At 59.8% G+C, this 15,776-nt stretch carries 16 protein-coding genes; 12 read left to right on the forward strand and 4 right to left on the reverse strand.

What is annotated here, in order from left to right; all coding sequences use genetic code 11:
* The first annotated feature begins 30 nt into the window (after positions 1-30).
* The gene (locus ICA15_RS12665; RefSeq protein ID WP_007920349.1) at positions 31-810 is read left to right on the forward strand and encodes an exodeoxyribonuclease III; all 780 of its coding nucleotides are present in this window, start codon (positions 31-33) and stop codon (positions 808-810) included.
* Between the two features lie 80 nt (positions 811-890).
* On the opposite strand, the gene gltS is transcribed toward ICA15_RS12665, so the two are convergent.
* From gltS to rph, 3 genes are all read right to left on the reverse strand, one after another.
* Complete coding sequence (gene gltS / locus ICA15_RS12670; RefSeq protein ID WP_210553364.1) at positions 891-2,099, reverse strand: sodium/glutamate symporter; 1,209 nt, start codon at positions 2,097-2,099, stop codon at positions 891-893.
* Between the two features lie 429 nt (positions 2,100-2,528).
* A complete protein-coding gene (locus tag ICA15_RS12675) occupies positions 2,529-2,894 on the reverse strand; it encodes a DUF4870 domain-containing protein (protein ID WP_150604638.1) in 366 nt (121 codons plus the stop codon).
* Between the two features lie 29 nt (positions 2,895-2,923).
* Positions 2,924-3,646, reverse strand: a complete 723-nt coding sequence (rph, locus tag ICA15_RS12680; RefSeq protein WP_210553363.1) for a ribonuclease PH — start codon at positions 3,644-3,646, stop codon at positions 2,924-2,926.
* A 270-nt stretch (positions 3,647-3,916) separates the two neighbouring features.
* On the opposite strand from rph, the gene ICA15_RS12685 reads away from it, so the two are divergent.
* From ICA15_RS12685 to ICA15_RS12710, 6 genes are all read left to right on the forward strand, one after another.
* The gene (locus ICA15_RS12685; protein WP_042561758.1) at positions 3,917-4,780 is read left to right on the forward strand and encodes a YicC/YloC family endoribonuclease; all 864 of its coding nucleotides are present in this window, start codon (positions 3,917-3,919) and stop codon (positions 4,778-4,780) included.
* A gap of 13 nt (positions 4,781-4,793) precedes the next feature.
* Positions 4,794-5,414: a guanylate kinase gene (gene gmk / locus ICA15_RS12690; RefSeq protein WP_150604639.1), complete on the forward strand. Its 621-nt coding sequence runs from the start codon at positions 4,794-4,796 to the stop codon at positions 5,412-5,414.
* 167 nt (positions 5,415-5,581) lie between these two features.
* Positions 5,582-5,845 (forward strand): DNA-directed RNA polymerase subunit omega, encoded by a 264-nt coding sequence (gene rpoZ / locus ICA15_RS12695; RefSeq protein WP_016985812.1) that lies wholly within the window; start codon positions 5,582-5,584, stop codon positions 5,843-5,845.
* A gap of 57 nt (positions 5,846-5,902) precedes the next feature.
* Positions 5,903-8,008, forward strand: coding sequence for a bifunctional GTP diphosphokinase/guanosine-3',5'-bis pyrophosphate 3'-pyrophosphohydrolase (gene spoT, locus ICA15_RS12700; protein WP_210553362.1), 2,106 nt, complete (start codon positions 5,903-5,905; stop codon positions 8,006-8,008).
* A 24-nt stretch (positions 8,009-8,032) separates the two neighbouring features.
* Positions 8,033-8,413 (forward strand): RidA family protein, encoded by a 381-nt coding sequence (locus tag ICA15_RS12705; protein WP_003229509.1) that lies wholly within the window; start codon positions 8,033-8,035, stop codon positions 8,411-8,413.
* A 68-nt stretch (positions 8,414-8,481) separates the two neighbouring features.
* The gene (locus tag ICA15_RS12710) at positions 8,482-9,222 is read left to right on the forward strand and encodes a hypothetical protein (protein ID WP_150616869.1); all 741 of its coding nucleotides are present in this window, start codon (positions 8,482-8,484) and stop codon (positions 9,220-9,222) included.
* A 139-nt stretch (positions 9,223-9,361) separates the two neighbouring features.
* Here the strand turns inward: ICA15_RS12710 and ICA15_RS12715 are convergent, their stop codons facing one another.
* Complete coding sequence (locus tag ICA15_RS12715; protein WP_210553361.1) at positions 9,362-10,219, reverse strand: SDR family oxidoreductase; 858 nt, start codon at positions 10,217-10,219, stop codon at positions 9,362-9,364.
* A gap of 188 nt (positions 10,220-10,407) precedes the next feature.
* Between ICA15_RS12715 and exbB the strand changes: the two genes are divergently transcribed.
* The 5 genes from exbB to recG all read left to right on the forward strand — a co-directional run bounded on the left by exbB (position 10,408) and on the right by recG (position 15,766).
* Complete coding sequence (gene exbB, locus ICA15_RS12720) at positions 10,408-11,361, forward strand: tonB-system energizer ExbB (protein ID WP_210553360.1); 954 nt, start codon at positions 10,408-10,410, stop codon at positions 11,359-11,361.
* Between the two features lie 6 nt (positions 11,362-11,367).
* Positions 11,368-11,796: a TonB system transport protein ExbD gene (exbD, locus tag ICA15_RS12725; RefSeq protein ID WP_103302606.1), complete on the forward strand. Its 429-nt coding sequence runs from the start codon at positions 11,368-11,370 to the stop codon at positions 11,794-11,796.
* Entirely contained in the window at positions 11,793-12,539 is a 747-nt protein-coding gene (locus tag ICA15_RS12730) for an energy transducer TonB (RefSeq protein ID WP_210553359.1), read from the forward strand. Before exbD ends, ICA15_RS12730 begins: the two co-directional genes overlap by 4 nt.
* Before the next feature lie 212 nt (positions 12,540-12,751).
* Positions 12,752-13,681: a hydrogen peroxide-inducible genes activator gene (locus ICA15_RS12735; RefSeq protein ID WP_042561765.1), complete on the forward strand. Its 930-nt coding sequence runs from the start codon at positions 12,752-12,754 to the stop codon at positions 13,679-13,681.
* Between the two features lie 9 nt (positions 13,682-13,690).
* The gene (gene recG / locus ICA15_RS12740; RefSeq protein ID WP_210553358.1) at positions 13,691-15,766 is read left to right on the forward strand and encodes an ATP-dependent DNA helicase RecG; all 2,076 of its coding nucleotides are present in this window, start codon (positions 13,691-13,693) and stop codon (positions 15,764-15,766) included.
* Positions 15,767-15,776 lie beyond the last annotated feature (10 nt).

Here is a 15,776-nt window from a genome sequence, read left to right on the forward strand (position 1 = left end):
CATACACGCACGCGATTTTTGGGGCCATTTATGCGGATCATCAGTGTGAACGTCAATGGTATTCAGGCTGCAGTCGAGCGTGGTTTGCTCAGTTGGCTGCAAGCACAGAATGCCGACGTCATCTGCCTGCAGGACACCCGTGCCTCCGCCTTTGAACTGGATGACCCAGCCTTCCAACTGGATGGCTACTTCCTTTATGCCTGCGATGCTGAAGTCCCCGCCCAAGGTGGCGTGGCTTTGTACTCGCGGTTGCAACCGAAGGCTGTCATCAGCGGTCTCGGTTTCGAGACGGCCGACCGCTACGGGCGCTACCTGCAAGCAGATTTCGACAAAGTCAGTATTGCCACCTTGCTGCTCCCTTCGGGGATGAACGGCGATGAGGACTTGAACCAGAAGTTCAAGCTCATGGACGACTTCGGCAAGTACCTGGACAAACAGCGGCGTAAACGTCGCGAGTACATTTATTGTGGCTCGCTGTATGTCGCGCAGCAGAAGCTCGACATCAAGAACTGGCGTGACAGCCAGCAATCCCCGGGCTTCCTGGCGCCAGAACGCGCCTGGATGGACGAGATTGTCGGCAACATGGGCTATGTAGATGCCCTGCGCGAAGTCAGCCGCGAAGGCGACCAGTACAGCTGGTGGCCGGACAACGAACAGGCCGAGATGCTCAATCTGGGCTGGCGCTTCGACTACCAGATCCTGACCCCAGGCTTGCGGCGCTTCGTGCGCAGTGCACGCCTGCCGCGCCAGCCTCGGTTCTCGCAGCACGCGCCGCTGATCGTCGACTACGACTGGACGCTGACCATCTAAGCGTCGATTCGCAGAAAAAAAATGCCCGTATCGCGAGATACGGGCATTTTTTTGTGCCTCAGACTGAAGCGGTCTGAAGCTCAGACCGCGACAAAAAACGGCAAGACCAGGTACAGCTTGATCACGATGACATTGATAATGTCGATGAAGAATGCACCCACCATCGGCACCACGAGAAACGCAATCTGCGAAGGACCGTAGCGCTGCGTCACCGCCTGCATGTTGGCGATGGCCGTCGGTGTCGCACCCAACCCAAAACCACAGTGCCCCGCTGCCAATACCGCCGCGTCGTAGTTACGACCCATCATTCTGAACGTCACGAAAATCGCAAACAGCGCCATGACCAGTGTTTGCGCAGCCAGGATGATGAATATCGGTAGTGCCAGTGCCGCCAGATCCCACAGCTTGAGCGACATCAAGGCAATCGCCAGAAACAGCGACAGGCTGACATTCCCCAACACCGAGACTTCGCGCTCGAACACCTGATACAAGCCCAGCGCTGACAGCCCGTTACGCAGAACGACACCCACGAACAAGACGCAGACAAACGTCGGCAACTCGAATGCGGTGCCGTGCAGCAACCCATTGAGCAGATTGCCGGCCAACAGGCTGACGGCGATCAGCGCAAGCGTCTCGATAAACGAGAACGGTGTGATCGAGCGTTCCTTGTTCGGCTGCTCAAAACCTTTTGGCAAGCGTGGTGTTTCTTGCGAGTGGCAGCCGGGTACCTGAACGCGCTTGATGAGCAAGCGAGCCACAGGGCCACCAATCAGCCCACCCAACACCAGACCAAAGGTCGCAGATGCGATGGCGAGCTCGGAGGCGGAGGCCAGACCGTACTTCTCGCTGAACACCGTGCCCCACGCAGCGCCAGTGCCGTGACCGCCTGCCAGCGTTATCGAGCCCGTCAGCAAGCCCATCAACGGATCCAGCCCCAGCGCAGTGGCAAGGCCAATGCCCAACGCATTCTGAACCACCAGCAACCCGGTGACCGCCAGCACGAATATGCCCACTACACGCCCGCCTTTCCTCAGGCTGGCAAAATCGGCACTCAAGCCAATAGTGGCGAAAAACGCCAGCATCAAAGGTGTTTGCAGTGAAGTGTCGAAGCGGATTTCAATATCGAGAGTTCGCAGCAACAACAGAACCAACGCAACAACCAGACCGCCCGCGACGGGTTCGGGAATATTGTAATTGCGCAGAAAGGCGATACGCGTAACCAGTCCACGCCCCAGTAAAAGCACCAGGGAAGCGGCCACAAGCGTTCCATAAAAATCGAACTGAATCATTGGATTATTCTTGGCTATATATTCAGAGCCGCACTTTATACCTGGGCACGCCTCATGAACTGGCTGATCTACTCAACACTATTGATTGGGGGGTTCAAGAACCTTCGCTGGCTTGAATATATCGAGATATTTCAAAGGAAATACAACGTGCGACAACTTTAACAACCACCAAAGCTTATTGCCAAGAACATGGGCATCACTGAAGCGCTGCAGTTGTGACTAAAGATGTAAGAGCCTGATGTATATAGCAATCTGCACTGCCGCTCATCGCAGTCAGATTATTCCTACACACTTTCTAAACTGATTTAATTGCAAACACAGAAAAACCCTGTAGGCGCTGCGGCACGCTGCGATAATTTGATTCTGACTCTAAAAATCAAGATCAAAAGATCGCAGCGTGCCGCAGCTCCTACAGGGGGCTTTGAATCGTTATTTGATCAGACGCCACGTGAAAGGATAGCGATAGGGGAAACCTTCGTTAGCTTTCACGCCACCGATAATCGCCAATACCAACGCGGCAATGGTCACCAGTCCGTAAAGAAAGAAACCAACGATGACCAGCATCAGCAGAATGCAAATCGCCGTAGCGATCGCGACGGTGATCTGAAAATTCAGCGCCTCTTTGCCCTGTGCATCGATAAACGGATCTGACTCACGCTTCATCTGCCACAGAATCAGCGGCCCGATCAGATTGCCGAAAGGAACCCAGATCCCCAGCAAGGCGGACAAGTGACAAAACATCGCCCACTGACGAACCTCTTGGCTCGGTTTGGGCAGCAGCTCCTGGTCACTCATCGCGTCCTCCTTGCGGGTTATGAACCTGCTCAGTCAGCCAGTGCTGATTTCTGCAGTTCGAAGATTTCATTCATGCCTTTCTTGGCCAGTTCCAGCATCGCGTTCAGATCTTCAGGCTGGAACGGCACGCCTTCAGCGGTGCCCTGCACTTCGATGAAGCCACCGGAGCTGGTCATCACCACGTTAAGGTCGGTCTCGGCAGCGGAGTCTTCAAGATAGTCCAGATCCAGCACTGGCTCGCCTTGATACATGCCCACCGACACAGCGCCGATCATTTGCTTGAGCGGGTCGCCGCCTTTCAGGCCGCCGCGCTTTTTGATGACCTTCAACGCATCGACCAGGGCCACCATGGCGCCGGTGATGGATGCAGTGCGGGTGCCACCGTCGGCCTGGATCACGTCGCAGTCGACGTACAGGGTGACGTCGCCCAGCTTGGACATGTCCAGCGCAGCGCGCAGGGAACGACCGATCAGACGCTGGATTTCCAGGGTGCGGCCGCCCTGCTTGCCGCGACTCGCTTCACGCTGGTTACGCTCGCCGGTGGCGCGCGGCAGCATGCCGTACTCGGCAGTCAACCAGCCCTGGCCCTGGCCTTTGAGGAAACGCGGCACGCCGTTTTCGACGCTGACGGTGCAGATGACCTTGGTATCACCGAATTCGACCAGTACGGATCCCTCGGCGTGTTTGGTGTAGTTGCGGGTAATGCGGATCGAGCGGAGCTGATCGGCAGCGCGACCACTTGGACGTTTCATAGGGAATACCTGTACTGGGGACGGAAAACTGCCGAGCATTATAGAGCGGTGCACCGCCACTGGGCACTGGTTAAAAATCCGCACCGACGACCGAAGGCCCTCAAACACTTATTACCGACGGGCTGCAGCCCTTTGTCACACCGTGTGTTTGGGCGCATTCGCCGCACTGCGCTACAATCCTGCGCCTTTGCTGCCAGTCGGCTTAAATTCATTGATATCGCGCCTGCGGAACTCAGGTTCCGCGCCGATCTGCATTGCGAGGTCACCGCCATGGTGCACAGCATGACCGCTTTCGCCCGCGTCGAAAAAGCCGGCGCACAGGGCACCCTGAGCTGGGAATTGCGCTCGGTCAACAGTCGCTATCTGGAACCGCACCTGCGTCTGCCGGAGTCGTTTCGCGAGCTCGAAGGCGCCGTGCGCGAAGCCCTGCGTCAGGGCCTGTCGCGAGGCAAACTGGAATGCACCCTGCGGTTCACTGAAGAAAGCACCGGCAAACCGCTGCAGGTTGATCGCGAGCGCGCCGCGCAATTGGTCGCCGCAGCCGAAACGATTGCCGGTCTGATCAAGAATCCTGCTGCACTCAATCCGCTGGAAGTGCTGGCCTGGCCCGGCGTTCTGGTCGCCGATGCCAGTGACCCGCAAGCACTGAATGCCGAAGCCCTGGCCCTGTTCAATCAAGGGTTGAAGGAACTCAAGGCCGGCCGTGAGCGTGAAGGCTCGGAGCTGGCACGGCTGATCAACGATCGCCTGACTTCCATCGAAGAAGACGTCGTGACCCTGCGTGAACTGGTTCCGCAGATGCTCGCCACCCAGCGCCAGAAGGTCCTCGACCGCTTTGCCGACATGAAGGCCGAGCTGGATCCGCAGCGCCTGGAACAGGAAATGGTCATCCTCGCGCAAAAGAGCGATGTGGCCGAAGAACTGGATCGCCTGAGCACTCACATCATAGAAGTACGCCGGGTGCTCAAATCCGGCGGTGCCGCCGGACGGCGCCTCGACTTCCTGATGCAGGAGCTCAACCGCGAAGCCAATACACTGGGCTCCAAGGCCTTCGACCCGCGCAGCACCCAAGCCGCCGTCAACCTCAAAGTGTTGATCGAGCAGATGCGCGAACAAGTGCAGAATATTGAGTAAGGCTACCCCCGACATGACCCACAGCACCGGCACCCTGTACATCATTTCCGCACCATCGGGCGCGGGCAAGAGCAGCCTGGTCAAGGCTTTGACCGATGCCAACCCGGAGATCCGCGTTTCGGTTTCGCACACCACCCGCGCCATGCGTCCGGGTGAAGTGGACGGCGTGAACTATCACTTCGTAACCCGCGAAGCCTTCGTAAAGATGGGCGAGCACGGTGATTTCCTTGAGCGCGCCGAAGTCTTCGGCAACTTCTACGGCACCTCGCAAAGCCATCTGCAACAGACCCTCGATGAAGGCCACGACCTGATTCTGGAAATCGACTGGCAGGGCGCCGAGCAAGTGCGCAAGCTGATGCCGCAGGCGCGTTCGATTTTCATTTTGCCGCCATCGCTGCAAGCGCTGCACCAGCGTCTGACCAATCGCGGCCAGGACAGCGACGAAATCATCGACGGGCGGATGCGCGAAGCGGTCAACGAGATGAGCCACTACGTCGAATACGACTACCTGATCATCAACGACGACTTCGCTCATGCGCTGGACGATCTGAAGGCGATTTTCCGCGCCAATCAGTTGCAACAGAAACGCCAACAGGTGCGTTTCGGCAAATTACTGGCCGAATTGCTCGGTTAATCAGCGCTTCCCAAAAGCGCTGCAAGGGCTTTACATTGGCACTTGCAGCGCGTTGAAGAGGTTGATCAAAAAATCAGCGCTTCCCTAATCGCTGGTGTTTTTTTAAACTGCTCAGTCCGCTCGCCCAACCGGGCAGCGCGCATATTGCATTCGCTCCGAGGAATACCATGGCCCGCGTAACCGTTGAAGACTGCCTGAACCACGTGGAAAACCGTTTTGAGCTGGTCATGCTCTCTACCAAACGTGCCCGTCAACTGGCCACCGGCGGCAAAGAGCCACTGGTTCAGTGGGAAAACGACAAGCCTACCGTTGTAGCGCTGCGTGAAATCGCTGAAGGCCTGATGAGCTACGAGTTCATCGCCGAGCAGGAAATCGTCCAGGATGAACCGCTGTTCGCAGCGTTCGAGGACGAGTCCAACGAGGCCGTCTAAGCCTATGCCTGGTCGACGTAGCACGGCGCAGGGTCACAACGTACGGCAGGAGTCATCATGCCGAGCATAGACGCCCTCGCCGATCGCTTATCGACCTACCTCGGCAATGACCAGGTCAACCTGGTCCGCCGAGCGTATTTCTACGCCGAACAAGCCCACGACGGCCAACGCCGACGCAGTGGCGAGGCGTACGTCACGCATCCTCTTGCCGTAGCAAATATTCTTGCCGACATGCACATGGACCATCAGAGCCTGATGGCTGCGATGCTGCATGACGTGATTGAAGACACCGGTATCGCCAAAGAAGCGCTGCAAGCGCAGTTCGGTGAAACCGTGGCCGAACTGGTCGATGGGGTCAGCAAACTGACCCAGATGAACTTCGAGACCAAGGCCGAAGCCCAGGCTGAAAACTTCCAGAAAATGGCCATGGCCATGGCACGCGACATCCGCGTGATCCTGGTCAAGCTCGCCGACCGCCTGCACAACATGCGCACGCTGGAAGTGCTGTCCGGAGAAAAACGCCGCCGGATCGCCAAGGAAACCCTCGAAATCTACGCGCCCATCGCCAACCGGCTGGGCATGCATGCCATTCGCATCGAATTCGAAGACCTCGGCTTCAAGGCCATGCACCCGATGCGTTCCGCGCGGATCTACCAGGCGGTCAAGCGCGCTCGGGGCAACCGCAAGGAAATCGTCAACAAGATCGAAGAATCCCTCGGCCATTGCCTCGCTATCGACGGCATCCAGGGCGAAGTCAGCGGTCGCCAGAAACACCTCTACGGCATCTACAAGAAAATGCGCGGCAAGCGTCGGGCCTTCAACGAGATCATGGACGTCTACGCGTTCCGGATCATCGTCGACAAGGTCGACACCTGCTACCGCGTGCTGGGTGCTGTGCATAATTTGTACAAACCGTTGCCGGGGCGCTTCAAGGATTACATCGCGATCCCCAAGGCCAACGGCTATCAGTCGCTGCACACCACGCTGTTCGGCATGCACGGCGTACCGATCGAGATCCAGATCCGCACCCGCGAAATGGAAGAGATGGCCAACAACGGCATCGCCGCCCATTGGCTGTACAAATCCAGCGGTGACGAGCAGCCGAAGGGCACTCACGCCCGCGCCCGCCAGTGGGTCAAAGGCGTGCTGGAAATGCAGCAACGCGCCGGCAACTCGCTGGAGTTCATCGAGAGCGTGAAGATCGACCTGTTCCCGGACGAGGTCTACGTATTCACGCCAAAAGGCCGGATCATGGAGCTGCCAAAAGGCTCCACGGCGGTCGACTTCGCCTACGCGGTGCACACCGATGTCGGTAACAGCTGCATCGCCTGCCGGATCAACCGCCGTCTCGCACCGCTGTCCGAGCCGTTGCAAAGTGGCTCCACGGTCGAGATCGTCAGCGCGCCCGGCGCACGACCGAACCCGGCTTGGCTCAACTTCGTGGTCACCGGCAAGGCGCGCACGCACATTCGCCATGCGCTGAAACTGCAACGCCGCTCCGAATCCATCAGCCTCGGCGAACGCCTGCTGAACAAGGTACTGAACGGTTTCGACAGCTCGCTGGAGAAGATCCCGAACGAGCGCGTCAAGGCGATGCTCACCGAGTACCGCCTCGAACTGATCGAAGACCTGCTCGAAGACATTGGCCTGGGTAATCGCATGGCCTACGTGGTCGCCCGTCGCCTGCTCGGCGAAGGCGAGCAACTGCCAAGCCCGGAAGGCCCGCTGGCGATTCGCGGCACCGAAGGTCTGGTGCTCAGCTACGCCAAATGCTGCACACCGATCCCGGGCGACCCGATTGTCGGGCACCTGTCGGCGGGCAAAGGCATGGTCGTGCACCTGGACAACTGCCGCAATATCAGCGAAATCAGGCACAACCCGGAAAAATGCATCCAGCTCTCGTGGGCCAAGGATGTCACCGGCGAATTCAACGTCGAACTGCGTGTCGAGCTGGAACACCAGCGTGGCCTGATCGCCCTGCTGGCCAGCAGCGTCAACGCAGCCGATGGCAATATCGAGAAAATCAGCATGGACGAACGCGATGGTCGTATCAGCGTCGTCCAACTGGTGGTCAGCGTTCACGACCGTGTGCACCTGGCCCGCGTAATCAAGAAACTGCGCGCACTGACCGGGGTGATCCGCATCACCCGCATGCGTGCATAAGTCCACCCTTACAAGGAGTCATGCATGACCAAGACAGTTATCACCAGCGACAAGGCCCCTGCTGCTATCGGCACTTACTCCCAGGCGATCAAGGCTGGCAACACCGTCTACATGTCGGGCCAGATCCCGCTGGACCCAAAAACCATGGAACTGGTTGAAGGCTTCGAAGCCCAGACCGTCCAGGTGTTCGAGAACCTCAAAGCCGTGGCCGAAGCCGCCGGCGGTTCGTTCAAGGACATCGTCAAACTGAACATCTTCCTCACCGACCTGAGCCACTTCGCCAAGGTCAACGAGATCATGGGCAAATACTTCGACCAGCCGTACCCGGCCCGCGCCGCCATCGGCGTTGCTGCCCTGCCAAAGGGTTCGCAGGTTGAAATGGATGCCATTCTGGTCATCGAGTGATGCGCACGGCGCGGCCTTCATACGCCGCGCCGACTGCTCTGCAAGAAAGGTTTTGAAAGGATTCCACCATGCGCAAAGCGCTTGCTCTCTCGCTGTTCGCCATTTTCCTCGGCGGCTGCGCCAGCGACCCTGCCGACCGTGACATCAGCGGCACCTGGATCAATCAGGTGGCGATTGATGCTGCCACCAAGGGCGGCTCCCTGCGCGAAGCGCTTCAGGCTTACGGCCCGAACCTGGAATGGGACGTCAACACCAAGGCCGGCCAGGCCCGCTACACCAACGGTTTTGAGAAAGTCGAAGGTCGGTTGCTGGGCGAACAGTCCGGTGCCTGGAAAGTCGACTTTTATGGCAGCTCCGCCAGCGAGCTGAAACGCGACGGCAATCAGCTGCAACAGGCCGCCAGCGACAACGAACCGGAACAGCTCTTCGACCGCGCGCAGCTCCAGGTACCCGAAGGCGCGCCGATTGGTGCGAGCTTCGAACGCGCACTGTATTCAACCTACATGGGCGGCACCTGGAAAATCGCCAATGGTCAGGGCGAAGGCAGCACCGTGCAGTTTCAGGCCGATGGCCAGGTCTCCGGCCTGCCGGGCGCCGATCGTTACGCGCTGTGCCTGGCGGGCGATTGCGCATCGATGAGCAGTGGCAACGACAGCATGTGGTTGCAGCAGAACGGCCAAGGCAACAACTGGATCTTTGTGCGCAAGGGCAAGGAACTGGAAATCCTGCAAGCGGTGAACACCGCTCTGGCGGATGAACAACCGCAGTTCACAGCTGGTGAGCGCAAGTGGTTGCTCGAGAAGCAGTAACCTGCTTCTGAAATTGCAGCGAACCCGTGTAGGAGTGAGCCTGCTCGCGATAGCGCATCAACAGTCAGCATAAATGTTGAATGTTAATCCGCTATCGCGAGCGGGCTCACTCCTACAGTTGTTTTGTGGCGTCAGGACGTCAGCATTTACCTTCAAGAATCGCCGCGTAACCTTCGCGGTAGCTCGGGTATGTTGGCGTCCAGCCCAACGCTTTCGCCCGCGCATTGCTGCAACGTTTGCTGCCGGTGCGCCGCACGCTTTCATCTTCCGACCATTCAGTGACACCCAGATACTCGCGCAGCCAGCCCACCACCTCGGCCAGCGGCGCCGGCGCGTCATCGACACCGATGTAGATCGGCTCCAGCGCCACGCCCCGACGGTCAGCCTCAAGCAGAAACGCCAGCAACCCCGCCGCATCATCAACATGGATACGATTGCCATACAGCGGCGGATCAACGGCCACTCGATAGCCACGCCGTACCTGAGTCAACAGCCATTCCCGGCCCGGGCCATAGATACCGGTCAAACGCAGGATACTCGCCGGGATTCCACTGCTGAGTGCCACCTGCTCGGCTTCAAGCATCAATCGCCCCGAGTAACCGGTGGCGACGGTCTCGGAAGTCTCATCCACCCACTCGCCGTCCAGTTGCCCGTAGACACTGCTGCTGGACACGAAGATCAGCCGATCCGGCACTTGACCATAGTCGTCCAACCAACTCAGTACATTCTGCAAACCCTGCACGTAAGCCGCTCGATAACCGGCCTCATCGTGATCGGTGGCAGCGGCGCAGTACACCAGGTAATCCACGGCACCGACCGGCCAGGTCGCCGGACAGTCTTCATTGAACAGGTCGCCGGCAACACCGATGACCCCTTCAGGCAGGCGCGAGACATTTCGGCGCAAGCCATGAACTTCCCAACCAGCAGCCAACAATTGCGTGGCCAGACGGCTGCCGACATCACCACAACCGGCGATCAAAACAGAAGGCGCGGACATCAAAAAACTCCCATCGGAAAGGCACAGACTAGCCTCGGCGAAGGACGAACGGCTAGCAATCAAGGAAAAAAAGTTACTCTATTACTTTTGTTAACAAGAATTACTTGCAATAATGCCTGCCACTTTTGTTCTCGGCCTCACGAGGCCTGGAAGAGCATTACCGTTTTTCTATCTCAGGTCCGGCCAGCATGAATCGTAATCAAATCCCCGCTTCGCCAACCAAACGACCTCGCGCCTGGAGCGCGGTGGCGGCTCTGTTGCTCAGCCTGATGCTGACGCCAACCGCCGCTTTCGCCGACGCTCAGGCACCCGCTGCTCCGGCCGCCTCCGAACAGAGCGCTCCAGCAGCGGCTGCACCGGATGCAACGACCCCGGTTCAAACCCTCGACGCCGCACCTGCCGATGCGCCAGAAGTCCTTGAAGCCGACAACAGCCTGGGCATGGCTCACGACCTGTCACCTTGGGGCATGTACCAGAACGCCGACATCATCGTGAAAATCGTGATGATCGGCCTGGCCATTGCGTCGATCATCACCTGGACCATCTGGATCGCCAAGGGCTTTGAGCTGATGGGCGCCAAGCGTCGTCTGCGTGGCGAAATCGCCGCCCTGAAAAAGGCCGCCACCCTTAAAGAAGCCAGCGCCACAGCGGCGAAGGAAGGCACGCTCGCCAACCTGTTGGTGCACGATGCGCTCGAAGAGATGCGCCTGTCGGCCAACAGCCGTGAGAAAGAAGGCATCAAGGAACGCGTCAGCTTCCGTCTCGAGCGCCTGGTAGCTGCCTGCGGTCGCAACATGAGCAGCGGCACCGGCGTGCTGGCTACCATCGGTTCCACCGCACCGTTTGTCGGCCTGTTCGGCACCGTGTGGGGCATCATGAACTCCTTCATCGGCATCGCCAAAACCCAAACCACCAACCTTGCCGTCGTGGCACCTGGTATCGCTGAAGCGCTGCTGGCCACCGCACTGGGTCTGGTGGCTGCGATTCCTGCGGTAGTGATCTACAACGTCTTCGCCCGCTCCATCGCCGGTTACAAGGCGCAGGTCTCCGATGCCTCGGCAGAAGTCCTGCTGCTGGTCAGCCGTGACCTCGATCACCAGCCTGAGCGCAGCTCGCAACCGCACATGGTGAAAGTGGGGTAATCGGCCATGGGCCTGCATTTGAAAGAAGGCGCAGACGACGATCTGGCCGAGAACCACGAAATCAACGTCACACCGTTCATCGATGTGATGCTGGTGCTATTGATCATCTTCATGGTGGCCGCTCCATTGGCCACTGTCGATATCAAAGTCGACCTGCCCGCCTCGACCGCCAAACCGGCGCCGCGGCCAGAGAAGCCGGTGTTCCTCAGCGTCAAGGCTGATCAGCGCCTGTTCCTCGGCGAAGACGAAGTGAAGCCTGAAACACTGGGCGCCACCCTCGACGCCCGCACCAAAGGCAAGAAAGACACCACCATCTTCTTCCAAGCCGACAAAGGCGTGGATTACGGCGACCTGATGAGCGTGATGGATAACCTGCGCTCTGCCGGTTACCTGAAGGTTGGTCTGGTGGGACTTGAGAGCGCAGTCAAAAAATGATCACGACGCGCCATAAGCTGACGCGTTACAGCGGTAGCCTGGCCGTGGTGCTGGGCGTTCACGCGCTGGCCATCGCGCTGGCGCTGAACTGGACTACCCGCCCGCCCATCGAACTGCCTCCCCAGGCAATGATGGTCGAGCTGGCCCCGGTTCCAGCCCCGCCAACGCCAGCTCCGCCGAAAGTCGTCACCCCGCCGCAGCCACCGGCTCCGGTTGAAGAACTGCCGATTCCGAAATTGGCCGAAGCGCCGAAAGCCGAAATCGCAGTGCAGAAACCAAAACCGAAGCCAAAGCCTAAACCGCCGAAGCCTGTCGAGAAAAAGCTGCCCGACCCGCCGAAGGAAAAGCCTTCCGAGGAAAAACCGGCCGACACACCGCCGACACCCGCGCCGACAGAGAAATCTGCTGCACCCGCACCAGGCCCGTCGCCAGCCCAGATGGCTGCCAAGGCCAGCTGGCAAGGCACCCTGCTTGCGCATTTGGCCAAGTACAAAAAGTACCCGCAAAGCGCACAGGCTCGCGGCAAGGAAGGCTTGAACCGTCTGCGTTTCGTGGTCGATGGCGAAGGCAACGTGCTGTCGTTCGAACTGGTGGGCCGCTCCGGCAACGCCGATCTGGACCGGGCCACCCTGGAAATGATCCGCCGCGCACAACCGCTGCCCAAACCACCGGCCGACATGTTGACCAATGGCTCGATTGAAATTGTTGCGCCATTTGTTTACTCGCTGGAACGCCGTCGTTAAGGAGCAAGATCAAAAGATCGCAGCCTTCGGCAGCTCCTACAGGTAGTCACATGCTCATGTAGGAGCTGCCGAAGGCTGCGATCTTTTCTTTTTTCCAGATCTGGCACCGGCAAACCGGCATTGCCCGGTGTCGCACTCCTCCCTCAGTCTGATAACGTGCGTCTATCGATTGCAGCCGGTATGCTTGGCCCGCATCTTCATGGACGCTTGCTATGACCCTCACAGAATTACGCTACATCGTCACCCTCGCCCAAGAGCAGCATTTCGGCCACGCCGCCGAAAAATGCCACGTCAGCCAGCCGACCCTGTCGGTGGGCGTGAAGAAACTTGAAGACGAACTCGGTGTGCTGATTTTCGAGCGCAGCAAGAGTGCCGTGCGTGTGACGCCGGTCGGCGAAGGCATCGTCGCCCAGGCGCAGAAAGTCCTGGAACAGGCCCAAGGCATTCGCGAGCTGGCCCAGGCCGGCAAGAACCAGCTGACCGCTCCGCTGAAAGTCGGCGCGATCTACACCGTCGGCCCGTACCTGTTTCCACACCTGATTCCCCAACTGCACCGGGTCGCCCCGCAGATGCCGTTGTATATCGAAGAAAACTTCACCCACGTGCTGCGCGACAAACTGCGCAACGGCGAACTCGACGCGATCATCATCGCCCTGCCGTTCAACGAAGCCGACGTGCTGACCCTGCAACTCTATGACGAGCCGTTCTACGTCTTGATGCCAGCGCAGCACCCGTGGACCCAGAAAGAAACCATCGACGCCGGCCTGCTCAACGACAAGAGCCTGTTGCTGCTCGGCGAAGGCCACTGCTTCCGCGATCAAGTACTGGAAGCCTGCCCGACCCTGACCAAGGGCAGTGACGGCGCCAAGCACACCACGGTCGAATCCAGCTCGCTGGAAACCATTCGCCACATGGTCGCCTCCGGTTTGGGCATCTCGATCCTGCCGTTGTCGGCGGTCGACAGCCACCACTACGCCCCGGGCGTGATCGAAGTGCGGCCCTTGTCGCCGCCGGTGCCATTCCGCACCGTGGCGATTGCCTGGCGCGCGAGCTTTCCACGGCCCAAAGCCATCGAGATTCTCGCCGACTCCATTCGCCTGTGCTCGGTGGCCAAGCCAGCGGCACCGGTTACAGCCGGTTAAGCGAGCGTCATGACAGAGCTGTCGCAAGTGTCGGTGACGGCACTCAAGGGTGTCGGCGAAGCCATGGCCGAGAAACTGGCCAAGGTCGGCCTGGAGAACCTCCAGGACGTGCTGTTCCACCTGCCGCTGCGCTATGAGGATCGCACCCGCGTGGTGCCGATCGGCCACTTGCGACCGGGACAGGACGCCGTGGTCGAAGGCACCGTCAGCGGGGCTGACGTGGTCATGGGCCGACGTCGCAGCCTCGTCGTGCGCTTGCAGGACGGCACAGGCGGCTTGAGCCTGCGCTTCTACCATTTCAGCAACGCGCAGAAAGAAGGCCTCAAGCGCGGCACGCGGATTCGCTGCTACGGCGAAGCGCGGCCCGGCGCGTCAGGACTGGAGATCTACCACCCGGAATACCGCGCCATCACGGGCGACGAGCCGCCGCCGGTGGATGAAACCCTGACCCCGGTCTATCCGCTGACCGAAGGCCTGACCCAAGCGCGCTTGCGTCAGTTGTGCATGCAAACGCTGACGATGCTCAAGCCTGACACCCTGCCCGACTGGCTGCCGACCGAACTGGCCCGCGACTATCAACTCGCGCCGCTGGCCGATGCGATCCGCTACCTGCACAACCCGCCCGCCGATGCCGACGTTGACGAACTCGCCCTCGGTCATCACTGGGCCCAGCATCGTCTCGCCTTCGAAGAACTGCTGACGCATCAACTGTCGCAGCAACGTCTGCGCGAAAGCATGCGTTCCCTGCGGGCGCCAGCCATGCCGAAAGCGGAAAAACTGCCGCCCAAATACCTGGCCAATCTAGGCTTCGCCCCCACCGGCGCCCAGCAGCGGGTCGGCAACGAAATCGCCTACGACCTCAGTCAGCACGAACCGATGCTGCGGCTGATCCAGGGTGACGTTGGCGCGGGTAAAACCGTGGTCGCCGCCCTCGCCGCGTTGCAAGCGCTGGAGGCCGGATACCAAGTCGCGCTGATGGCGCCGACCGAAATCCTCGCTGAACAACACTTCATCACCTTCAAGCGCTGGCTCGAACCGCTGGGCATTGAAGTCGCGTGGCTGGCCGGCAAGCTCAAGGGCAAAAATCGCGTCACCGCGCTGGAGCAAATCGCCAGCGGCACGCCGATGGTGGTGGGCACGCATGCACTGTTTCAGGAAGAGGTGAAGTTCAAGAACCTCGCGCTGGTGATCATCGACGAGCAACACCGCTTCGGCGTGCAGCAACGTCTGGCGTTGCGGCAGAAAGGCGTCGGTGGGCGCATGTGCCCGCATCAATTGATCATGACCGCCACGCCGATTCCGCGCACGTTGGCGATGAGCGCCTACGCCGACCTCGACACCTCGATCCTTGACGAGTTACCGCCCGGACGAACCCCGGTCAACACTGTGCTGGTCACTGACACACGCCGCGTCGAAGTCATCGAACGGGTCCGTGGCGCCTGCGCCGAAGGGCGTCAGGCCTACTGGGTGTGCACGCTGATTGAAGAGTCGGAAGAGCTGACCTGTCAGGCCGCCGAAACCACCTTCGAAGACCTCACCGCCGCCCTTGGCGAACTGAAAGTCGGCCTGATTCACGGCCGCATGAAGCCTGTCGAAAAAGCCGCGGTGATGGCCGAGTTCAAGGCCGGCAACCTGCAATTGCTGGTCGCAACCACGGTGATCGAAGTCGGCGTCGACGTCCCCAACGCCAGCCTGATGATCATCGAAAACCCCGAGCGCCTGGGCCTCGCGCAGTTGCACCAATTGCGCGGTCGCGTCGGTCGAGGCAGCGCGGCCAGCCATTGCGTGTTGCTCTACCATCCGCCGCTGTCGCAGATCGGCCGCCAGCGCCTGGGCATCATGCGCGAGACCAACGACGGTTTCGTCATTGCCGAAAAAGACCTCGAACTGCGCGGCCCCGGTGAAATGCTCGGCACCCGCCAGACCGGTCTGCTGCAATTCAAAGTCGCCGACCTGATGCGCGATGCCGACTTGTTGCCCGCCGTGCGCGACGCCGCCCAAGCCTTGCTGGAACGCTGGCCGACCCACGTCAGCCCCTTGCTCGACCGGTGGCTGCGCCACGGGCAGCAATATGGCCAAGTGTGAGCACCGTCGC

The organism is Pseudomonas sp. P116, from assembly GCF_020149425.1.
GTDB lineage: Bacteria > Pseudomonadota > Gammaproteobacteria > Pseudomonadales > Pseudomonadaceae > Aquipseudomonas > Aquipseudomonas anatoliensis.